The organism is Oerskovia douganii, assembly GCF_015142735.1.
In the GTDB taxonomy this organism is placed as follows: Bacteria; Actinomycetota; Actinomycetes; order Actinomycetales; family Cellulomonadaceae; genus Oerskovia; species Oerskovia douganii.
This window is the reverse complement of record NZ_JACSPN010000005.1, coordinates 63,273-83,583: the sequence shown is the minus strand read 5'-3', so window position 1 is coordinate 83,583 and position 20,311 is coordinate 63,273. Positions and strand designations below refer to the sequence as shown.

General features: G+C 74.5%; 19 protein-coding genes. 9 read left to right on the top strand and 10 right to left on the bottom strand.

Annotation, left to right across the window (positions count from 1 at the left end):
- Nucleotides 1-876 (bottom strand): CPBP family intramembrane glutamic endopeptidase, encoded by an 876-nt coding sequence (locus H9623_RS05715; RefSeq protein WP_407671845.1) that lies wholly within the window; start codon nucleotides 874-876, stop codon nucleotides 1-3.
- A 116-nt stretch (nucleotides 877-992) separates the two neighbouring features.
- Between H9623_RS05715 and H9623_RS05710 the strand changes: the two genes are divergently transcribed.
- The 7 genes from H9623_RS05710 to H9623_RS05680 all read left to right on the top strand — a co-directional run bounded on the left by H9623_RS05710 (nucleotide 993) and on the right by H9623_RS05680 (nucleotide 6,838).
- On the top strand, nucleotides 993-2,156 hold the full coding sequence (locus H9623_RS05710) for a hypothetical protein (protein WP_193719103.1): 1,164 nt from the start codon (nucleotides 993-995) through the stop codon (nucleotides 2,154-2,156).
- 229 nt (nucleotides 2,157-2,385) lie between these two features.
- Nucleotides 2,386-3,123 carry a hypothetical protein gene (locus H9623_RS05705; protein ID WP_193719102.1) on the top strand — a complete coding sequence of 246 codons (738 nt, stop codon included), beginning with the start codon at nucleotides 2,386-2,388 and terminating at the stop codon, nucleotides 3,121-3,123.
- A complete protein-coding gene (locus tag H9623_RS05700; RefSeq protein WP_193719101.1) occupies nucleotides 3,116-3,421 on the top strand; it encodes a transcriptional regulator in 306 nt (101 codons plus the stop codon). The genes H9623_RS05705 and H9623_RS05700 overlap by 8 nt, the downstream gene beginning before the upstream one ends.
- A gap of 56 nt (nucleotides 3,422-3,477) precedes the next feature.
- Nucleotides 3,478-4,605, top strand: coding sequence for an ABC transporter ATP-binding protein (locus tag H9623_RS05695; protein ID WP_227748256.1), 1,128 nt, complete (start codon nucleotides 3,478-3,480; stop codon nucleotides 4,603-4,605).
- Entirely contained in the window at nucleotides 4,602-5,405 is an 804-nt protein-coding gene (locus tag H9623_RS05690) for an ABC transporter permease (RefSeq protein ID WP_193719100.1), read from the top strand. Before H9623_RS05695 ends, H9623_RS05690 begins: the two co-directional genes overlap by 4 nt.
- Nucleotides 5,406-5,588: 183 nt before the next feature.
- Nucleotides 5,589-6,539, top strand: a complete 951-nt coding sequence (locus tag H9623_RS05685; RefSeq protein ID WP_193719099.1) for an SPFH domain-containing protein — start codon at nucleotides 5,589-5,591, stop codon at nucleotides 6,537-6,539.
- Nucleotides 6,536-6,838 carry a hypothetical protein gene (locus H9623_RS05680; protein ID WP_193719209.1) on the top strand — a complete coding sequence of 101 codons (303 nt, stop codon included), beginning with the start codon at nucleotides 6,536-6,538 and terminating at the stop codon, nucleotides 6,836-6,838. Before H9623_RS05685 ends, H9623_RS05680 begins: the two co-directional genes overlap by 4 nt.
- A 102-nt stretch (nucleotides 6,839-6,940) precedes the next feature.
- Here H9623_RS05680 and H9623_RS05675 read toward each other — a convergent pair whose 3' ends face one another.
- The 3 genes from H9623_RS05675 to H9623_RS05665 form a co-directional block, all read right to left on the bottom strand.
- A complete protein-coding gene (locus H9623_RS05675; protein WP_227748236.1) occupies nucleotides 6,941-9,574 on the bottom strand; it encodes a heavy metal translocating P-type ATPase in 2,634 nt (877 codons plus the stop codon).
- A 264-nt stretch (nucleotides 9,575-9,838) separates the two neighbouring features.
- The gene (locus H9623_RS05670; RefSeq protein WP_193719098.1) at nucleotides 9,839-10,207 is read right to left on the bottom strand and encodes a heavy-metal-associated domain-containing protein; all 369 of its coding nucleotides are present in this window, start codon (nucleotides 10,205-10,207) and stop codon (nucleotides 9,839-9,841) included.
- Nucleotides 10,208-10,233: 26 nt separating this feature from the next.
- Nucleotides 10,234-10,575, bottom strand: a complete 342-nt coding sequence (locus H9623_RS05665; RefSeq protein ID WP_193719097.1) for a metal-sensitive transcriptional regulator — start codon at nucleotides 10,573-10,575, stop codon at nucleotides 10,234-10,236.
- A gap of 222 nt (nucleotides 10,576-10,797) precedes the next feature.
- Between H9623_RS05665 and H9623_RS05660 the strand changes: the two genes are divergently transcribed.
- Entirely contained in the window at nucleotides 10,798-11,385 is a 588-nt protein-coding gene (locus H9623_RS05660; RefSeq protein WP_193719096.1) for an HdeD family acid-resistance protein, read from the top strand.
- A gap of 129 nt (nucleotides 11,386-11,514) precedes the next feature.
- On the opposite strand, the gene hemL is transcribed toward H9623_RS05660, so the two are convergent.
- The 6 genes from hemL to hemE all read right to left on the bottom strand — a co-directional run bounded on the left by hemL (nucleotide 11,515) and on the right by hemE (nucleotide 18,850).
- Nucleotides 11,515-12,885: a glutamate-1-semialdehyde 2,1-aminomutase gene (hemL, locus tag H9623_RS05655; protein ID WP_193719186.1), complete on the bottom strand. Its 1,371-nt coding sequence runs from the start codon at nucleotides 12,883-12,885 to the stop codon at nucleotides 11,515-11,517.
- 5 nt (nucleotides 12,886-12,890) lie between these two features.
- Nucleotides 12,891-13,853 carry a porphobilinogen synthase gene (gene hemB, locus H9623_RS05650; protein ID WP_407671850.1) on the bottom strand — a complete coding sequence of 321 codons (963 nt, stop codon included), beginning with the start codon at nucleotides 13,851-13,853 and terminating at the stop codon, nucleotides 12,891-12,893.
- Between the two features lie 32 nt (nucleotides 13,854-13,885).
- On the bottom strand, nucleotides 13,886-14,878 hold the full coding sequence (locus H9623_RS05645; RefSeq protein WP_193719094.1) for a uroporphyrinogen-III synthase: 993 nt from the start codon (nucleotides 14,876-14,878) through the stop codon (nucleotides 13,886-13,888).
- Nucleotides 14,878-16,029 carry a hydroxymethylbilane synthase gene (hemC, locus tag H9623_RS05640; protein ID WP_193719093.1) on the bottom strand — a complete coding sequence of 384 codons (1,152 nt, stop codon included), beginning with the start codon at nucleotides 16,027-16,029 and terminating at the stop codon, nucleotides 14,878-14,880. The genes H9623_RS05645 and hemC overlap by 1 nt, the downstream gene beginning before the upstream one ends.
- Nucleotides 16,030-16,189: 160 nt before the next feature.
- Nucleotides 16,190-17,686: a protoporphyrinogen/coproporphyrinogen oxidase gene (locus H9623_RS05635; protein WP_193719092.1), complete on the bottom strand. Its 1,497-nt coding sequence runs from the start codon at nucleotides 17,684-17,686 to the stop codon at nucleotides 16,190-16,192.
- Between the two features lie 54 nt (nucleotides 17,687-17,740).
- On the bottom strand, nucleotides 17,741-18,850 hold the full coding sequence (hemE, locus tag H9623_RS05630; protein ID WP_193719091.1) for a uroporphyrinogen decarboxylase: 1,110 nt from the start codon (nucleotides 18,848-18,850) through the stop codon (nucleotides 17,741-17,743).
- 49 nt (nucleotides 18,851-18,899) lie between these two features.
- Here hemE and H9623_RS05625 point away from each other — a divergent pair, with 49 nt between their 5' ends.
- Complete coding sequence (locus H9623_RS05625; RefSeq protein ID WP_193719090.1) at nucleotides 18,900-20,309, top strand: glutamyl-tRNA reductase; 1,410 nt, start codon at nucleotides 18,900-18,902, stop codon at nucleotides 20,307-20,309.
- Nucleotides 20,310-20,311: the final 2 nt, after the last annotated feature.

The following is a 20,311-nucleotide window of genomic DNA, read 5'->3' as shown; positions in this document are numbered from 1 at the left end:
TCAGCCGACGCCCAGCGCCTCGAGCCACTCGCGCGGCAGCAGGGCATAACCCACGAACGCGACCACGTCGAGGAGCGTGTGGGCGATCACGAGCGGCACGACCCGGTGCCGCCCCCACCTGCTCGTGTAGAACCACGAGAACACGACGCCCATGACGACGTTCCCGATGAACGGTCCGATGCCCTGGTACAGGTGGTACGAGCCGCGCAGCAGCGAGCTCCACACGACGAACTTCACGCGTCCCCAGCCCAGGTCCTTGGTGCGCTCGAACAGGTACGCGACCGCGATGACCTCCTCGAGCAGCCCGTTCTGGAGGGCCGCGAGGATCAGGATCGGCACCGTCCACCAGTAGTCGGCGAGGTTGGCGGGGTTGACCTGGACCGTGATCCCCAGCGCACGGCCGGCCACGTACAGCGCGAGCCCGGGGATGCCGATGACCGCGGCGAGCGCGAACCCCCAGCCCGTGTCGCGCCACGGCCGGCTGCCGTCGAGCCCGATCGCCCGGGTGACCGACCGGCCGCGCGCCGAGAGCAGGTAGAGCGCGAGCGCGACCGGCACGAGCGCGAAGCCGATGCTGAGGATCTGGTAGGTCAGGTCGAGGTAGGGGCGGGGTGACTGGCTGTTGTTGATGCTCGCGCTCTGCTCGGCGAGCGGGGTGCCCTCGGTCAGCCGCGCGACGATGTTGACGACCGCGTACACGCCCGAGCGCCCCAGGCTCAGGCCCAGCAGGATCCAGATCTCGGCACCGATGCGCCGGCGGGTCTCGGGGCGGTCGGCCGTCGTCGGGGCCCAGCGCGAGCGCCTGCCGTCGGCCGACGCTCCGGGGGTGGTGTCTGTGCCGGCGGCCGTGCCGGGCGGGCCGGGGGGAATGGTCACCTCGTCGTTATAGCACCGGTTGATGCCGACTGCCGCACGGTCTTCACAGAATCCTCGTCGGCTGGCCAAGGGGCGTACGAGCGGCCTGCAGACGACCTTCCTACCCTGGAAGGACCGTGACTTCTCAGACTCCTCCCTCCATCCGCCCGACCGCCCCGGACGCCTCGGCGTCGAACGACCCCGACGACGACCTCGACGAGAAGCCGCCAGGCCTCTCCGTCACGCAGGTCGTCGCGAGCGCGCTCGCCGCCGTGAGCTCGACGGTCCTGCTGTCGTACCTGGGGGTCGCCGGGACGATCATCGGTGCGGGCGTCGCCTCGGTCCTGACGGTCGTCGGGAACAACCTCTACACGCGCTCGATCCTCAAGACGCGGCGCCAGATGAAGGCTGCGCTGCAGGCGGGCGTGGTGCTGCCGGTGGGCAAGAACGGGCGCAAGGTCCTGCGGCCGACGCTCGCGCCGTCCCGGTCGACGGGCGGCTCGTCGGGCTCCGACGGGGACGGGCGGACCGACGACACCCTCGAGAGCACCGCGGTCCTGCCCGCGGTCGACGGCACGCACGACCCGGACAGCACCGTGGTCCTGGACCCGACGGACCTCGACGGCACGCCGCTGGGCGACCTGCACACCGCGGCGGCCGACGGGCCCGACGGCGTCGCGGACGGTGGGCAGGACGGCGACGGCCCGGACGAGGGTGCGGACGGCGACGAGGCGGACGGTGCGACCTCGCGTCGCCCGAGCCGCAAGACCCTGATCCTGTCGGCCGTCGGCGTCTTCGCGGTGATCCTGCTGGGCGTGACCCTGGTCGAGGTGATCGCGGGGCGCCCCCTGAGCGAGATCCTGCGCGGCGAGGAGGGCTCGGGCACGTCGATCAGCCACGTCGTCTCGCGTGCGCCCGCGTCGACCGACGACACGACGGGGGACACGACGGGCGACACGACGGGCGACACCTCGACCGACTCGCCGGGCACGGGCAGCACGCCCGCTCCGAGCGAGTCCGTGCCGGCCCCGGCCCCGAGCGACCCCGCGACCACGGTCCCGGACCCCGAGCCGACCGCGCCGGTGTCCCCCGAGCCGAACCCGACGCCGGGGACCGGTGAGGAGTCGGGCGGCACCGGTTCCGGTGCGGGGACGGACGGCTCGGGCGCGGGCGCGGGCTCCGGCTCGGGAGCCACCGACCTCGAGGAGCTGCCCGGTACGGGAACCGGCAGCGGCACGGGGAGCGGCACAGGTGCCGAGAGCCTGCCGGGCGGCGTCTCGGGGGCGGGGGCCGCGCACTAGGCCTGGGCTCCGGCACCCCGGGTTCGACGCTGCTCCTGACGGTGCCCCCGGCGCGACGCGCCCCACGACACGAGAGGCGTCCTCTGCGGAGGGCGCCTCTCGTCGTCTGCCCGGCCATGTCTGCCTGGCCGTGCCCGTCCGACGGATCCCGGTCGACCCCTTGCGCAGACCCCGCTCCTGCTGTCAGGCTACAAAGTAGTTTGCAGTACAAACCTCAGGAGGAGCCGCCGTGCCTGCCCAGACGCCCGACCAGACCGCCGGACCCACCCAGGGGTCCGACGACGACCTGCCGCTCGACCCTGCCGAGAGCCTGCGACTCATCGCGGCCCAGCAGGAGAAGGCCAAGGACGTCGAGCCCGACGGCCGCGTCCTCTACGGGGTCTGGGGGCTGGCCTGGGTGCTGGGCTACACGACGCTCTACGCGAGCTCGCTGCGCACGGCGGACGCGGCAGCGACGGCGACCGGAGCGGCCGGGCCGGGCGGCGCCGTCGGGCAGCCCGAGCCCTGGGCCTTCCTCGCCTTCACGTTCCTCATCGTCTCGGCGGTGGCGGTCACGATCGTGCACGTCCTGACCCGCACCAGCGGGCTGCGCGGCACGGGTGCCCGCTCGGGCGCGCTCTACGGCTGGGCCTGGTTCATCTCGTTCGCAGCCATGAGCATGGTCCTCGCCGGCCTCGCCCGTGCGGACGCGAACCCCGAGGTCATGGCGCTCGCGAGCAACTCCCTGTCGTGCCTGGTCGTCGGGATCATGTACCTCGCGGGCGGGGCCATGTGGCAGGAGAGCCGCCTGTACGTCCTGGGCGTGTGGATCCTGATCGTCGCCGGAGCCGCGACGATCGTGGGCCTCCCGGGCCTCTACCTCGTCATGGCTGCCGCAGGGGGAGGCGGGTTCCTGCTCATGACCCTCGTCGAGCAGGTCCTGCGCGTGCGGACCCGCCGCCGGATCGCGGGAGACGTCCGTGCCTGACGTCGAGCTCGACCCGGTCATCCACGCCCAGTCGCGGCTGCGCGTCGTCGCGACCCTCGCGGCCCTCGGCACGGGCGACCAGATCGCCTTCCCCCGGCTCCGCAAGCTCCTCGACATGACGGCGGGCAACCTCTCGACGCACCTGCGCAAGCTCGAGGACGCCGGGTACGTGACCGTCACCAAGACGCACGAGGGCCGCACCCCGGCCACCTACATCAGCCTGACCCCTCGCGGGCGACGCGCCTTCGAGGTCTACACCGAGTCCCTGAGCATGCTCCTGAGAGGAGCCGGATCGTGACCAGCCAGCAAGCCGACGCCGCAGAGGGCGCCCGCGGGGAGCCCTCAACCCCGTCGCTGTCCAGCCAGGCAGCACCGCGCACGGCGCTCGTCTCCGTGCAGCACGTGACCCGACGCTTCGGCGACGTCGTCGCGCTCGACGACGTGACCCTCGAGGTCGGGGCCGGTGAGCTCGTGGGCCTCCTGGGCCCCAACGGCGCCGGGAAGTCGACGCTGCTCTCGCTCGTGAGCGGGCAGCGCAAGCCCGACACGGGCGTCGTCCGCCTGTTCGGCGGCGACCCGCGCGACGCCTCGTCCCGCCAGGGGCTCGGCCTGACACCCCAGGAGACCGGCCTGCCCGCGACGCTCAAGGTCCGCGAGGTCGTCGACTTCGTCGGCAAGCACTACGCGAACCCGGTGCCCACGGGAGAGTTGCTCGAGCAGTTCGGGCTGTCCGAGCTCGCGGGACGCCAGACCGGGGCCATGTCCGGCGGGCAGAAGCGCCGCCTCGCGGTCGCGCTGTCGCTCGTCGGCCGGCCCCGGGTCGTCCTGCTCGACGAACCCACCACGGGCCTCGACGTCGGTGCGCGGCAGGCGCTGTGGGCCGCGATCCGCGAGTATCACGCGAACGGCGGGACCGTGCTGCTCACGAGCCACTACCTCGAGGAGGTGCAGGCGCTCGCCCAGCGCGTCGTCGTGATCGACCAGGGCGTCGTCAAGGCCGACGACACGCTCGACGCGATCCTGCGCCGCGTCGGGCTGCGGCGGGTCGTCGTGCGCAGCACCGCGGACCTGGGGACGGACCTGCCGGGCGTCGTGCGGTCCGAGCGGACCCCCGACGGCCCGGCGGCCAGGACCGCCGGGGCCCCGGACGCCGTCGGTGGCACCGCGGCGGCAGGGGCTGCCGGGTCCGCCGGGTCCGCCGGGTCTGCCGGGGGCTGGCGCTACGAGCTGTTCACGGCCGACGCCGACGAGCTCGTCCGCACGCTCGTGACCTCGGGACTGCCGTTCCACGGCCTCGAGATCCGGGGCGCGAGCCTCGAGGAGGCGTTCGAGCAGATGGTCGCGCGCGCCCCCGCGGGTACCGCTCCGCCCGGCGCCCGACCTGGCGCGACCACCGCACCCGGTGGGGCGCCGACCCCGACGGGCGCGACGCCGTCGGGCACCCTGGACCGGCGGACCTCCGAGGAGGAGAGCGCGCGATGAGCACCCCCGACGCAGTCACCACGACCCCCGGCGTGAGCGGACGCCCGCCCGGCGCCGCGACCCTCACCTGGATCCACCTCAAGTACCAGTTCCTCGAGACCGTGCGTGTGCCCATCGCGGTCCTCGGGAACCTGCTCTTCCCGGCGCTCGCGATGTTCTTCTTCGTCGTGCCGCAGCCGACCGTCGCGGGCGACCCCGTCGCGGCGACCATGGCCGTCGCGTCGCTCGGGCTGTTCGCGATCTGCTCGGCGAGCCTTTTCACCTACGGCCTGGGCGTCGCGGAGGACCGTGCGCTGCCGTTCGACCCGTTCCTGCGCTCGCTGCCCGCGGGCCCCGCGCCGCGCATGATCGCGCGCATCCTCAACGGCGGGATCTTCTCGCTGTTCGGGCTCGTGCCGCTCATCCTCATCGGGTGGCTGTTCACCGCGGCCTCCGTGACGTGGTCGCAGCTCCTCGCGGGCGTGGGGACCGTGCTCCTCGTGTCGGTGCCGTTCGTGCTGCTGGGCATCGCGATCGGCTACTCGCTCTCGGCCAAGGCCGCGCTGCCCGTGGTGCAGGTCATCCTGTTCCCGCTCGCGTTCCTGGGCGGGTTGTTCGTGCCGCCGTTCCTGTTCCCCGACTGGCTGAACACGATCTCCGAGGCCACCCCGACGCGCGCGGGCCGTGACCTGATGATCCAGGCGCTCACGGGAGAGCCGGCCTACGGGCTCGCGTGGGTCGTGCTGCTGGGGTGGACCGTGGTGTTCGCGGCGCTGGCGGTGTGGGCGTACCGGCGGGACGAGGGGCGCCGGTTCAGGTAGGCGCGTCTCGTGGTGTCGAGAACGAGGTTGCGGTCGTCGTCCGGTGGATGGCGACCGCAACCTCGTTCTCGACGGGGCGCGAGCGGGACGACCGTCCTCTCGCTTCCACCCGTCGGGGTAAATGTGATATCACTTTGATAGATGCGGGACGCGAGGCGCCGCAGCCCGACGAGAGGAACCGTCATGAGCGACACCACCGTCCCCCCGCAGGAGTCCGTGGGCGGCGAGCCGAGCGGGCGCCCCGTCGGCCACGACGGCACACGCGTCGACGTGACCGAGCGCCCCGCCTGGTCGACCGGTGCGGGCGGCGCCCTGGTCGCGCTGCTCGGCGTCGCGCTGCTCGCGGTCGGCGCGGTCGCGCTGTTCGCCGTGGGAGAGGGGCCCGCGGTCCTGGGCGGCGTCGTCGTGTCGGTCCTCGCGATCCTGCTGCTCACCGGGCTCGGCGTCGTCAACCCGGGCCAGACGCTCGTCGTGCAGCTCTTCGGCCGCTACCTCGGCACGATCCGCCGCACGGGGCTCGTCTTCACCGTGCCCCTCACGACGCACAAGCGCGTCTCGGTGCGCGTGCGCAACTTCGAGACGAGCGAGCTCAAGGTCAACGACGCCGACGGCAACCCCATCAACATCGCCGCGATCGTCGTCTGGCAGGTCGCCGACACCGCGAAGGCCACGTTCGCCGTCCAGGACTACCAGGACTTCGTCCGCGTCCAGTCCGAGTCCGCGCTGCGCCACGTCGCCATGTCCCACCCGTACGACCAGGCCGAGGAGGGCGAGGAGTCCCTGCGCGGCGCGACCGAGCTCGTGTCGGCGGAGATCGCTCAGGAGGTCGCGGCGCGCGTCGTCATCGCCGGTGTCGAGGTCGTCGAGGCCCGCATCTCCAACCTCGCGTACGCCCCCGAGATCGCGCAGGCCATGCTCCAGCGCCAGCAGGCCGGGGCGATCATCGCGGCCCGGTCGAGGATCGTCGAGGGCGCGGTGTCCATGGTCGAGGACGCTCTCCAGCGTCTCGAGGCCGAGTCGATCGTCACGCTCGACGACGAGCGCCGCGCCGCGATGGTCTCGAACCTGCTCGTCGTGCTGTGCAGCGACAGCCGTGCGACCCCCGTCGTCAACGCGGGGTCGCTGTACTCGTGACCCCCGAGGTCCCGGCGCCCGCTCCGGGCGGGGAGCCGGGGGACGGCGTCCCGGAGCCCGACGCCGCCGCGTCCGCCGCGGGGACGGGTGCGGCCCGGCGGGCGCGGACCGAGCGGAAGCAGGTCCTGCTGCGCCTCGACCCGGCGGTGCACGACGCGCTCGCACGGTGGGCGTCGGACGAGCTGCGGAGCGTCAACGCGCAGATCGACATGGTGCTGCGCCGCGCCCTCGACGCGGAGGGCAGGTTGCCGCGCGACGTCCGTCCGGCCCGGCGCCCGGGGCGTCCTCCGGCGGAGTAGCCGCCGGCGCCTGGCCCGCCCCCCGTGCCGAGAACGAGGTTGAGGTCGCCATCCCGGGGATGACGACCTCAACCTCGTTCTCGACCGCGCGGAACGTCGGGTTCAGCCCGCCCGGCGCAGCCGCAGCGAGTTCCCGACCACGAGCACCGAGCTCATGGCCATCGCGGCCCCGGCGATCATGGGGTTGAGCAGGCCTGCCGCGGCGAGCGGGATCGCCGCCACGTTGTAGGCGAAGGCCCAGAACAGGTTCTGCTTGATGACGCGCAGCGTCTGGCGCGAGAGCCGGATCGACGTCGCGGTCGAGCGCAGGTCGCCGCGCACGAGCGTGATGTCGCTCGCCTCGATCGCGACGTCGGTGCCCGTGCCCATGGCCAGGCCGAGGTCGGCCCCGGCCAGCGCGGCGGCGTCGTTCACGCCGTCCCCGACCATCGCGACGACGCGGCCCTCTGCGCGCAGGCGGGCGACGACGTCGACCTTGTCCTGCGGCAGGACCTGCGCGATCACGTCCTCCTCCGCGATGCCGACCTGGCGGGCCGCGACCCGGGCCGCGCCCGCGTTGTCGCCCGTGAGGAGGAGGGGGCGCAGGCCGAGCTCGCGGAGCTCGGTCACGGCCTGGGCCGAGGTCTCCTTGACGGGGTCACGGAGCACGAGGACGCCCTGCGCGGCGCCGTTCCAGGCGACGACGACGGCGGTCGCGCCCGTGGACTCGGCCTCGTCGAACGCGCGGCGCAGGTCCGTCCCGCCCGCGGAACCGTCCGACGCGTCGAACGCGATGCCCTGCTCGGCGAGCCAGGTCGGGCGACCGACCAGGACCCGCTGCGCGTTGAGCGCCCCGTCGGGGGACAGGCCCGAGTGCGCGGTGCGGACCAGGCCGCTCACGCCGCCGCCGGGTGAGCTCACGAAGTCGAAGACCTGTGCCGAGCCGATGACGACTCCGTCGGCCCCGGTCTCGACGGTCGCGGGCTGCGCCGCCGTGTTCTCCGGCGTGGCCGACCCCGTGGCCGACCCCGCGACCGACCCTGCGGTCGACCCCGCGACCCGGGCCGCGGCCGCCGCGACGGCCTGCGCGATCGGGTGCTCGCTCAGTCCTTCCACCGCGCCGGCGAGCTGCAGGGCGTGGTGCGCGGCGCCGTCGGGCCCGGGGGCGGGCGACGCCAGGTCGAGCGAGCCCTCGCGCGTGACCACGCGCTCGAGCGCCATGCGGCCCTGCGTCACGGTGCCGGTCTTGTCGAGCACGATCGTGTCGACGCGGCGCGTGGACTCCAGGATCTCCGGGCCCTTGATGAGGATCCCGAGCTGCGCTCCGCGGCCCGTGCCGACGAGCAGGGCGGTCGGCGTCGCGAGGCCCAGGGCGCACGGGCACGCGATGATGAGCACGGCCACCGCGGCCGTGAACGCGAACTGCGTGCTCGCCCCCGCGAGCAGCCAGCCGCCGAGGGTCAGCACCGACAGCACGAGCACGATCGGTACGAACACGGCCGAGATCCGGTCCGCGAGGCGCTGCACGGGCGCCTTGCCCGTCTGCGCCTGGCTCACGAGGCGCCCGATCTGGGCGAGCGTCGTCTCCTCGCCCACGCGCGTCGCGCGGACGAGCAGGTGGCCGGAGGTGTTGACGGTCGCGCCCGTGACGTCGTCGCCCGGCGTCACGTCGACGGGCACGGGCTCGCCCGTGAGGAGCGAGGTGTCGACGGCGGAGCTGCCCTCGACCACGACGCCGTCGGTCGCGACCTTCTCGCCCGGGCGGACCGTGAACAGGTCGCCCTCGCGCAGGGCGGAGACGGGCACGCGCTCGGTCACGCGCTGACCGTCGGGGTCGGTCGTGACACGCTCGGCGTCCTTGGCGCCCATCGCGAGGAGCGAGCGCAGCGCGTCGCCGGCCTTGCGGCGCGAGCGGTGCTCGGACCAGCGGCCCGCGAGGAGGAACGTCGTGACGACCGCAGCGACCTCGAAGTAGAGCTCGGGCATGGAGCCGTGCTCGCGCGAGGGCAGCAGCGAGACGGTCATGCGCATCCCGATCTCGCCCGCGCCGCCCAGCAGCAGCGCCCACAGGGACCACAGGGTCGCGGCGATCACACCGATCGACACGAGCGTGTCCATGGTCGAGGCGCCGTGGCGGGCCGCGCGGAACGCCGCGGTGTGGAAGGGCCACGCGCCCCACGTCACGACGGGCAGGGCCAGGGCCGTCACGACCCACTGCCAGCCGGGGAACTGCAGCGCCGGGACCATCGAGAGCAGCACGACGGGCAGCGTGAGGATCGCGGCGACCTTGAGGCGGCGACCGAGGTCGGCGCCGCGGTCGCGCGTGGGGGCCGAGGTGTCGGCCGCGTCGGGCGCCGGGGCGGTCGGGGGTGCGATCGAGGGGGCGGGCCGGGTGTCGGGCTGGTCGTCACGACGAGTGGTCGCCTGCGGGCTCGCAGGTCCTGCCGCGGGTGCGGGTGCGGGGGCGGCGGCGCCCGCGGCCTTCGCCGCGACGGCCGGGGTCGCGGCGCGGCGCCCGGTCACGCGTGCCTGGTAGCCGGCCTTCTCGACGGCGGCGACGAGCTCGGCGTCGGTCACGCCCTCGGGCAGCACGACGTGCGCGCTCTCGAGCGGCAGGTTCACGGTGGCCTCGACGCCGTCGACGCGGTTGAGCCTCTTCTCGACGCGCGCGACGCACGACGCGCACGTCATGCCCTCGATCGCGAGGTCGACCTCGACGAAGGTCGGGCCGGCGGTCAGGCCGGTGGGGGTGGTCATCTGTGCTCCTCGGAGGTCCGGTGGTGCGTCCGGCGGGTCCCGCCGGGGTGGGGTCTCCGCCGCGGTCCGCTGTGCGCGGGCGGGGGCGGTGGGCGCACTCCGGGTGGGGGGGTGCGCGGCGCGGGCGGCCTGGGTCGGCGGCGTGAGGGGCGCGGCTGAGGTGTCGGCAAGCGGCCTGCGGGGTGGAGCGGTGCCCGACGACGGGGCGTGGGCCGGGAGTCCGGCCGGTGCTCCGTCGTCGGGCGGGTGCGTCGGTCGAGGTGGTCAGGCCTGCGGGACCTGGAGGTCGTACGTCTTCTGGGCCGGCGCGGCGTCCGCGGCGGAGTCCGTGCCGCAGCCGCAGCCGCAGTTGTGGGCCTTGCGGTCGGCGGCCTGCTCGGCGGACTGCGCGGCCTGCGCGTTCAGCTGGACCTCGTAGCTCGCGACCTCGTAGCCCGCCTCGTCGACGGCCTCGCGCAGCGCGGCCTCGTCGAGCGGCTCGTCGGAGAACACGGTGACCTCGGAGGCGCCGCCGACGTTGAGGTCCACGGTGATGTTCTCCACTCCGGGGACTGCGCCGACGTCCTTGGTGACGTGCGAGACGCAGTTGCCGCAGGTCATGCCGGTGACGCCGAGGGTGGTGACGGTGCTCATGGGTGCTCCTTGGGAGGGGTGGGGTGTCAGCTGCGGACGAGACGGGCGATGGCTTCGGACGCCTCGCGGACCTTGGCGGCGCCCTCGGCCTCGGAGGACCGGGCGGCGTCGACGACGCAGTGACCGAGGTGGTCCTCGACGAGTCCGATGGACACCGCCTGCAGGGCCTTGGTCACCGCGGAGACCTGGGTGAGGATGTCGATGCAGTAGACGTCCTCGTCGATCATGCGGGCGATCCCTCGGACCTGGCCCTCGATGCGGCGCATGCGCTTGAGGTAGGCCTCCTTGTCGGAGGCGTACCCGTGCGGGCCGGTGTGGGCAGGGGTGGCGCCCGGCTCGACCGGGTGCTGGGTGGTCGTGTCGCTCATGCTGGGCCTCCGTGATCGCTCGCTCGGATACCCCTGTGGGGTACCACTGGTCCAAGGTACCCCCGAGGGGTATGCGGTTGTCAAGAGGGCGAAGGTCCTGCCACGAATGCGCCGTTCGCCACGACATGGAGGCGTTTCGGGTGTTCGATGAGAATCGAACAGCCCGCACGGACGGTGCTCCAGCGTTCCCGGCGGGACACGACCCGACGGCAGGAGCCCGCCATGGCCACGCAGGACCCGATCCTCACCGCCTTCTCCACGACCGCCAAGCAGGTCTGGTACTGGCCCGTGATCCGCGGCCTCGTCGCGATCCTCTTCGGCATCGTCGCCCTCGTGTGGCCGGAGATCACGGCGGTCGTCTTCATCTGGATCGTCGCGATCTTCACGCTCGTCGACGGCCTCTTCGAGATCGTCGAGGGCATCCGCCGCCGGGGGACCGGCGGCACCGCGGCGCTCGTCACGGTCGGCCTCGTGAGCGTGGCGGTCGGCGTCGTGCTCCTCGTGTGGCCCGGCAAGACGGCCGAGGTCCTCGTGTGGATCGTCGGTCTGTGGGCCGTGGTCCTCGGGATCTTCCAGACCGTCGCGAGCATCGAGCTCCGCAAGGTTCCCGGCAGCGGCTGGGGCTGGGGGGTCTTCGCGGGCCTGCTGTCCCTCGTGTTCGGTCTGCTGGTGCTCTTCAACGTGGGCGCGGGCGTCGTGTCGATCGTGTGGATCCTCGCGATCCTGGCCCTCGTGTGGGGTGTGTCGCTCGTCCTGTTCGGCTTCCAGATCCGCAGCCTGGGCCGCAAGGTCGGGCAGATCAGCTACTGACCGAGCCGAGCCGCCCGCCGAGCCGTTCGCCACGGCGCGGTCGGGCGTGAGGTGAGCGGCGCCGTCGGGCACGGAGGAAGGTGCCCGACGGCGCAGCTCACGCCGCCGGGACACCTCGCCCCGCGCGGGCTAGCGCTGGGCTCGCGCGGCCGCCCTCGCGCCCGCGGGCAGGGCCGCGAGGATGCGCTCGACCGCGGTGTCGTCGTGCGCGGACGACACGAACCACGCCTCGAAGACCGACGGCGGCAGGTTGACCCCGGCGTCGAGCATCGCGTGGAAGAACGCCTTGTAGCGGAACACGTCCTGCGCCTGGGCCTGCGCATAGTTGCGGACCCCGGCTGCGGCGGCGAAGTCGCCGAACATGATCGAGAACAGGTTGCCCGAGCGCTGCAGGGCGTGCGGGACCCCCTCCGCGGCCAGGGCCGCGCTCGCGGCGTCCCCCACGACCTGGGCGACGTGGTCGACGCGGGCGTACACGGCGTCGTCGGCCAGGCGCAGCGTCGCGAGGCCCGCCGCGACCGCGACCGGGTTCCCCGAGAGCGTGCCCGCCTGGTAGACGGGGCCGGCGGGTGCGAGCTGGTCCATGATCGTGGCCGGTCCGCCCAGGGCCGCGACGGGCATGCCGCCGCCGACGACCTTGCCGAACGTGAAGAGGTCGGGCGTGTACTCGGGGGTGTCGCCCGAGGCCGCCCCCGACTCCAGGCCCCACCAGCCGCTCGGGCCCACCCGGAAGCCCGTGAGGACCTCGTCGAGGATCAGCAGCGCGCCGTGCTGGGACGTGATGCGGCGCAGGCCCTCGTTGAAGCCGGGCCCGGGCGGCACGATGCCCATGTTCGCCGGGGCGGCCTCGGTGATGACCGCGGCGATCTCCGAGCCGCGCTCGGTGAACGCCTCCTCGACGGCCTCGAGGTCGTTGTACGGCAGGACGAGCGTCTCGGCCGCGCTCGCCTCGGTCACGCCCGCCGAGCCGGGCAGCGCGAGCGTCGCGACGCCCGAGCCCGCCTCGGCGAGCAGCGCGTCGACGTGCCCGTGGTAGCAGCCCGCGAACTTGACGACCAGGTTGCGGCCCGTGACGCCTCGCGCGAGGCGCACCGCGGTCATGGTCGCCTCGGTGCCCGTCGAGACCAGGCGCACGCGCTCGGCCGCGGGGACCCGGCGCCGCACCTCCTCCGCGAGGTCGACCTCGCCCAGCGTCGGGGCGCCGAACGACAGGCCCCGCGCCGCGGCGTCCTGCACGGCCGCGACGACCGCGGGGTGCGCGTGGCCCAGGAGCGCGGGGCCCCACGAGCACACGAGGTCCACGTACTCGCGGCCCGTGACGTCGGTGACGTACGCGCCGCGTGCGCTCGCGATGAACCGAGGGTCGCCGCCGACCGAGCCGTAGGCCCGCACGGGCGAGTTCACGCCGCCAGGGATCGCGCCCTGGGCGCGCACGAACGCCTCGTGGTTGTCGTGGAGGGTGGTCGCGTGCGCCGGCGAGCCGGCGGGGTGGATCGTCATCGGTGTCACCGAATCCATTCTGCGATCTCGAGGGCCCAGTAGGTCAGGATGATGTCGGCGCCCGCCCGCTTGATGCCGAGCACGGACTCCAGGACGGCACCGCGCCGGTCGATCCAGCCGTTCGCGGCCGCCGCCTCGATCATCGCGTACTCGCCCGAGACCTGGTAGGCGGCGACGGGGACGTCGCTGCGCTCGGCCACGGCCGCGAGCACGTCGAGGTACGAGCCCGCGGGCTTGACCATGACCATGTCGGCGCCCTCGGCGAGGTCCAGATCGGCCTCGCGCAGGCCCTCGCGGAAGTTCGCGGAGTCCATCTGGTAGGTGCGGCGGTCGCCCTGGAGCGTCGAGTCGACGGCCTCGCGGAACGGGCCGTAGAACGCGCTCGCGTACTTGGCGCTGTACGCCAGGATGCTCACGCCCGTGTGCCCGGCGTCGTCGAGGGTCTCGCGGATCACGGCGACCTGGCCGTCCATCATGCCCGACGGCGCCACGACCTCCGCGCCCGCCTCGGCCTGGGTCAGGGCCATCGAGGCGTAGCGGACGAGGGTTGCGTCGTTGTCCACGACCAGGTCGCCGTCGGGGCCGGCCGTCAGGACCCCGCAGTGCCCGTGGTCAGTGAACTCGTCGAGGCACAGGTCGGCCATGACGACGGGGCCCGGCCGGCCCGTGCCCGCGGCGGCGTCCCGGGCGGCGTCGCGCGCGATGCGGATCGCGCGGTTGAGGATCCCGTCGGGGGCGTCGGCCTGCGAGCCGGTCGCGTCGCGGTGCTCGGGGATGCCGAACAGCATGACGCCGCCGACCCCGGCCGCGGCGGCCTGCGCGACGGCCTCGGCGAGGCTCTCCTCGGTGTGCTGCACGATGCCCGGCATGGAGCCGAGGGGCTTGGGCTCGGTCAGGCCCTCCTTGACGAACAGGGGGAGGACCAGGTCGGCGGCGTGCAGCCGGGTCTCGGCGACGAGCCGGCGCATCTGCGGGGTCGAGCGCAGGCGGCGGGGACGGATCACGGGTGGTTCCTGCCTTCTGTCGGGGATGCGAGGTCGGCACGGGCACGGCCCGGGCCGGGTGGTGCGGGCGAGGTGGCGGCGACGCGCAGCACCGCGGCGGCCAGGGCGTCGTCGGTCGCCTGCTCGGCCACCGCGTCGACCCGCAGCCCGACCGCGTGCGCGGCCTCCGCCGTCGGCTCACCGATCGCGACGCCCGCGACGCGCGGGTCCGTGCCGAGCTGGGCCGCGACCTCGCGCGCCACGCTGCCCGACGTCAGCACGACCACGTCGACCGTACCGGCCTGCCACGCCTCGACGACGTCCGGGGAGAGCGCGTGCGCGACGGTCCGGTACGCGGTCACGACGTGGACGTCCCCGCCGCGCTCGCGCAGGCCCTGGGACATGGTGGGCTTCGCGAGGTCGCCCTGGGGCACGAGCACGCGCCACGGGGCGCACGGGGCGGGGAGCGCGTCGAACGCCGCGAGCAGCCCGCGGGCCGAGTTCACGGGCGCCTCGAGGTCCACGTGGACCCCCGCGGCCTCCAGCGCGCGCCGCGTCGCCGGACCGACCGCGGCCCACCGCGTGCCGGGACCTGCGGGACCGCCAGGCCGTGCCCGTCCCGACAGCTCGGCGAGCGACAGGCCACGACGGGCGGCGCTCGCGGCCAGCTCGTCGATCGCGTTGACGCTCGTCACGACGACCCACGCGAACTCCCCGAGGTCCGCGACGGCGACGTCCATCGCGGCCGTGTCCTCGATGGGGGCCCGTTCGATCGCGGGGCTCACGAGCACGGTCGCCCCGGCGGCGCGCAGCCGTGCCGCGAGGGCGGCGGCCCGCTCGGGGGAGCGGGGCAGCAGCACGGTCTTCCCCCGCAGGGGCAGGGCGCCGGTGTCCGCGCGGTTGCCGTCGGGCCCGACGGCGTCGCTCGCCGGGGCGGCGTCCGTCACGGGGGCCGGCGGCAGCGAGGGCAGGTCCCGCCCGCGCTGCGGGTCGCGCAGCCGCCCGGGCATCAGCGCTGCTCCGGGTCCACGGGGGCGTCGGTGCCGCCGGCCGTCAGCGGCTCGTCGGTCCCGACCCCGCCGTCCGTCGGGGCCGTGCCGGGAGCCCAGAGCGAGTCGGTGCGAGCGCCCGGCCCGGTCGCGCGCAGCGGTGCGAGCTCGGCGGCCCCGCCGGCGAGGAGCGCGTCGGCGACCTGGACGCCCAGGCCCCGGGCGAGGGAGTCGGCCGTGCCGGCGTCGCCGTGCGTGCCACCGGCTCCCGCCCGGCCTGCGGTCGAGGGCAGCGAGACCCGGGCCGCGTGCGTGAGGACCTGCGCCCCGTCGAGCCGGGCGACGACGGCCGAGAGCCGGATCTCGTCGTCCTCGACCACGGCGTGCGCGCCGACGGGCGCTGCGCAGCCGGCCTCGAGGCGGGCGAGGAGCGCGCGCTCGGCGAGCACGGCGAGGCGGGTCGGGAGGTGGTCGAGGCCCGCGACGACGTCGGCGAGGTCGAGGGGGCGGTTCGTGCCGCCGTCGGGCAGCAGGTCGAACGAGGACAGCGGCGAGAGGTCCGCGGTCCTGACCTCGACCCCGAGCGCGCCCTGCCCGGGCGCGGGGGCCATGACGCGTACGTCGATGACCTCGGTCACGGCGTCGAGGCGGCCCAGGCGGGACAGTCCCGCGTAGGCGAGGACGACGGCGTCGAGGTCGGCGTCGGGGCCGAGGGCGCGGGCGAGGCGCGTGTCGACGTTGCCACGGATGTCGAGCACCTCGAGGTCGGGGCGGACCGCGAGGAGCTGGGCCGCGCGCCGGGGCGAACCCGTGCCGACCCTGGCGCCGCGTGGCAGGGTCTCGAGCGTCCGGCCGTCCCGTGCGCACAGGACGTCCCGCGGGTTCTCGCGCTCGGGGGTCACGAGGGTCAGGCCCTCGGCGGCCCCGGTCGGGAGGTCCTTGAGGGAGTGGACGGCGACGTCGCAGCGACCGTCGAGCAGGGCCTCGCGCAGCGCGGTCACGAACACCCCGGTGCCGCCCATCTGGGCGAGCGAGCCGGTGCGGACGTCGCCCTCGGTGCGGATGCGCACGATCTCGACCGGTTGCCCGGTCAGCGTCTCGATGCGCCGGGCGACGAGACCCGTCTGGGTCGTCGCGAGGGCGCTGCCACGGGTTCCGACACGAATGCTCACGGTCCCAGTGTCCTCTGCGGGTGGGGCAACCCGAAATGCGCACGCACCCGTTCGGTGCGGCTTTCCGGGGAATTGTCCCGGGAGTGACATTGACCTGACATCACGTCATGACGAGAAGACGAATTGTCAGCACGTCCGGAATGGGTCCCGGAACAATTGTTCAGAGCTGCTCCGCGCACTCCTGGGCGTGCCCCACGATCGCCGCGAGGCCCGTGCCCGCGATCCATCCGCCCGTGACCCCCAGGCCGTCCACGTGCGAGACCCGCTCGACGAACGCCGCGACCTCGCGCCGGTACACGGGCGTGGGCGGGGGGAGCGACCCGTTCCAGCGCGTCGACAGGTGCTCGCGCACCTTGCCCTCGAGGTCCACGCCCAGCAGCACCGACGCGTCACGCACCACCTGCTCCAGGGACGGCTCGACCGTCTCCCCGATGCGCCCGTAGCTCAGCCGCACCACGTGGTGCCCCGGGCCGACGGCGCCCGCCACCCGGGCGGCCAGCCACGGCCACTTCGCGGTCGAGTGGGTCAGCGCCTTGGCCTGGACCGGGTCGTGCGCGCCCGCCCGGTGGTTCTCGTCGCGCGTCGACCACGTACGGGGCTTCGGGGCCACGAGCATGCCGCTGCCGCGCGGGGCGCCGTCGAGCTCGGGGGCCTCGAGCAGGAGCGTCACGAGCCGGATGTCCGCTCCCGGCTCGGGGTCCGGGACCGGGTCGGCCGTGCGGCCCGCGAGCGGGGACACCAGGTCCACGACCGCGGGGGTCGTCACGAGCAGGCGCGGGGAACGGAAGGTCACGGGACCGCCGGGGCCCTCGGCCTGGACGGCCCAGCCCCCGTCGGGGGCGTGCTCCAGGCCCACCACCTCGTGGCGCGTCCGGAGCTCTCCGGCCGGGCCGACGCCCCCGGCCGGAGCCGCGCCGTCGGGCCCGTCGCCCGTCACGGCCACCGTGAGCTCCTCGACCAGGCGGTGCATGCCACCCTCGATGCCGCGGACCGCGGAGCCCGCGGGGGCCTGGGCGCGCAGCGCCGCGACGGCCTTGCTCAGCGAGCCCTCGCGGGCGTAGGCGTCGCGCAGGCCCGGGGCGACGGCGTCGATGTCCAGGCGCTCGAGCGGCGCCGAGTGCACGCCCGCCGCGACCGGCGCGACCAGACGCTCCGCGACGCGGCGGCCCAGGCGCGAGCGCGTGAACGTCTCGAGGTTCTCCTCGTCGACCCAGCGGCGCGGCTTGATGCGGTCCAGGCCCGCGCGCAGCGCACCGGGCCAACCGACGGCGCGGCGCACGTCGGCCGCGAACGGGTGGGCCGGGATGCCCATGATCCCGGCCTGCGGCAGCGGGAACGCACGGCTCGCGGCGTAGCCCCACGCGCTGATCGGCGCAGGCTCGACGACGGTCAGGCCCAGTCCCTCGACGAGGTCGCCGACCGCGGACCCACGGGCTGCGAAGGACTCGGCGCCCACGTCGACGGACAGCCCCGTCGAGCCCAGCTTGTCGCCGTGCACGGGGCCACCTGGGCGGTCGGCCGCCTCCAGGACGAGGACCCGCAGGCCCCGACGGCGCAGCGTGCGCGCGGCGGTGAGGCCGGCGACGCCGGCGCCCACGACGACTGCGTCGTACGTGGTGGAGGACGGGCCGGACGATCCATCAGCAACGGGATGCACACGTCAAGTGTGCCCCCGCCGCGAGGGTGTGTCAGACCAGGCGCGAGCCCGGGGTCACGCTGGTTCTGACGCGTTCCGGACGGAATGGACCAGCTCGACGACCCGGGTCAGGACCGTCGGGTCGGTCTCGGGCGGCACGCCGTGCCCCAGGTTGACCACGTGCCCCGGGGCAGCGCTCCCACGACGCAGGACGTCGCGCACGTGCGCCTCGAGCACGGGCCACGGCGCGGCCAGCAGGGCCGGGTCGATGTTGCCCTGGACCGGCACGTACCCGCCGAGCGTGCGGGCCGCCTCGTCGAGCGGCGTGCGGTAGTCCACGCCCACGGTCGGGTGGCTCACGCCTGCCTCCGTGAGCACGTCCCGCATGGCCCCCAGCAGGTGCCCGGTGCCCGTCCCGAAGTGGATCGCGGGCACCCCCAGGTCGCTGACCTGCGACAACGCGGCAGTGCTGCCCGGCTTGGCGCCCACGAGGTAGTCCTCCAGGGACAGGCTCCCGGCCCACGAGTCGAACAGCTGGGCAGCGCTCGCCCCCGCCAGGACCTGCGCCCGCAGGAACGCACCCGTGATCTGCGCCGTCCACGCCGTCAGGCGGGCCCACGACTCCGGGTCGGCGTGCATGAGCGTGCGCGCCGCGAGGTGGTCGCGCGAGGGCCGCCCCTCGACCAGGTATGCCGCGAGCGTGAACGGGGCCCCGGCGAACCCGATGAGCGGCGTCGACCCGAGCGCCGCGACCGTGAGCGCGACGGCCTCCGTGACGGGCGCGAGCGACTCCGGGGTGAGCTCGTGCTCGACCAGGCGCGCGACGTCGTCGGGCGTCCGGTAGGCCTGCCCCATGACCGGGCCCACGCCCGGGACGATGTCCACCTCGACCCCCGCGAGCCTGAGCGGGATCACGATGTCCGAGAAGAAGATGCCCGCGTCCACGCCGTGGCGGCGGACCGGCTGGAGCGTGATCTCGCTCGCCATGTCCGGGCGCAGGCACGAGTCGAGCATCCCGACGCCCTGGCGCAGCTCGCGGTACTCGGGCAACGAGCGGCCCGCCTGGCGCATGAACCACACCGGGGCGGTCTCTGGCCGCTCTCCGCGCAATGCGCGCACGAGCGGGGAATTCGTCGTCCGACCGTCGACGAGAGGATGGTTGTCGGAAAGCGCGGTGAACGTCACAAGAACCGATTCTGCCCCGCACAGGCAGCAATGATTGAATCGGAGCACTGTGGTTCTCCTGTCGATGACTGCAAGTCACCACGAGCTGGACATGTCCACCCTCGAGCTCCTGTCCACGGGCGCCGGGTCGGTCGGACGGACGGCCGTCGCGACCTGCGAAGCGATCACCGGTGCCGTCGTCGTCGCGACGTGCAACCGGTTCGAGGTGTACCTGGACGTCGACTCGCCCGTCGACGGCTGGGGCGTCCAGCACGCCGCGCACGAGGTCGCGCGCCTCGTCGCCGCCGCCTCGGGAGTCGCGGAGGACGTCGCCGTGCGGGCGTTCTCGACCCGCACCGGGCCCGACGTCGCGGCTCACCTCTTCGAGGTCGCCGCCGGCCTGGACTCCATGGTCGTCGGCGAGCGCGAGATCGCCGGGCAGGTCAAGCGCGCCCTCGAGGAAGCCCGCGAGGGCGGCGTCACGTCGTCCACGCTCGAGCTCCTGTTCCAGACGGCCTCGCGGACCTCCAAGAAGATCAGCAACGAGACCACCCTGGGCGGGAACGGCCGGTCGGTCGTGTCCCTGGGGCTCGACCTCGCGAGCGCCGAGCTGCCGCCGTGGCGCCAGGTCCGCGCCGTGCTCATCGGCACGGGCTCCTACGCCGGGGCCTCGCTCGCGGCGCTGCGAGCCCGCGGCTGCGACGACGTGCGCGTGTACTCGGGATCAGGGCGAGCCGAGCAGTTCGCGGCAGACCGCGGCGTCGAGGCCGTGACGGACCTCGTGGAGGCGCTCGAGGACGCCGACCTCGTGGTCTCGTGCAGCGGGGCCCGCGGACGGGCGCTCGCCGCCCGGGCCGAGGCGCTGCCCGCCGAGGGGGACGTGCTCGCGGGGGGCGGTGACGCGCTGGGGCACGTCCTCGACGCGGCCGCGGTCGTCCGTGCCCGCTCCCGCGCGGCAGAGGCCGCCGGGGACGAGGCCCCGCACCGCCCCATGGTCGTCCTCGACCTGGCCCTGCACCGCGACGTCGACCCGCGGGTCGCGGACCTCGACGGGGTCCTGCTCTACGACCTGGCCTCCCTCAAGGCGCACTCACCCGCCCTGGGGTCGCTCGTCGTCGGGCAGGCCCGGAGGATCGTGGACCGGGCGACGCAGGACTTCGAGGAGACCCGCCTGGGACGCGCGGCCGACACGGCGGTCGTCGCACTGCTCGACGACGCCGACCGGCGCATCGCGGACGAGGTCGCCGAGCGCGTGACCGAGAGGCGTGCGGCCGGGGCCCGGGTCGAGGAGGCCGAGGAGGAGGCGCTCGCCCGGTCCGTCCGGCGGCGCGTGCACGCCGAGCTCCACGACGCGATCGTCGCCGCCCGGTCGTCCGCGCTGGCCGCAGCCCGCGAGGAGGCCTCGGCAGTGGTGGCCGACGCCGAGGCGGTCCTGGGCGCCGAGGCCGCGGGGCGCGACGAGGTGCGCGCAGGACGCTGAGG

Bases quoted from the DNA above. Each gene is read 5' to 3' on its own strand.
- H9623_RS05665 (WP_193719097.1), bottom strand. From the start codon at position 10,575: ATGAGCGACACGACCACCCAGCACCCGGTCGAGCCGGGCGCCACCCCT.
- H9623_RS05690 (WP_193719100.1), top strand. From the start codon at position 4,602: ATGAGCACCCCCGACGCAGTCACCACGACCCCCGGCGTGAGCGGACGC.
- H9623_RS05675 (WP_227748236.1), bottom strand. From the start codon at position 9,574: ATGACCACCCCCACCGGCCTGACCGCCGGCCCGACCTTCGTCGAGGTC.
- H9623_RS05685 (WP_193719099.1), top strand. From the start codon at position 5,589: ATGAGCGACACCACCGTCCCCCCGCAGGAGTCCGTGGGCGGCGAGCCG.
- hemB (WP_407671850.1), bottom strand. From the start codon at position 13,853: ATGCGCCGGCTCGTCGCCGAGACCCGGCTGCACGCCGCCGACCTGGTC.
- hemL (WP_193719186.1), bottom strand. From the start codon at position 12,885: ATGACGATCCACCCCGCCGGCTCGCCGGCGCACGCGACCACCCTCCAC.
- H9623_RS05670 (WP_193719098.1), bottom strand. From the start codon at position 10,207: ATGAGCACCGTCACCACCCTCGGCGTCACCGGCATGACCTGCGGCAAC.
- H9623_RS05645 (WP_193719094.1), bottom strand. From the start codon at position 14,878: ATGCCCGGGCGGCTGCGCGACCCGCAGCGCGGGCGGGACCTGCCCTCG.
- H9623_RS05660 (WP_193719096.1), top strand. From the start codon at position 10,798: ATGGCCACGCAGGACCCGATCCTCACCGCCTTCTCCACGACCGCCAAG.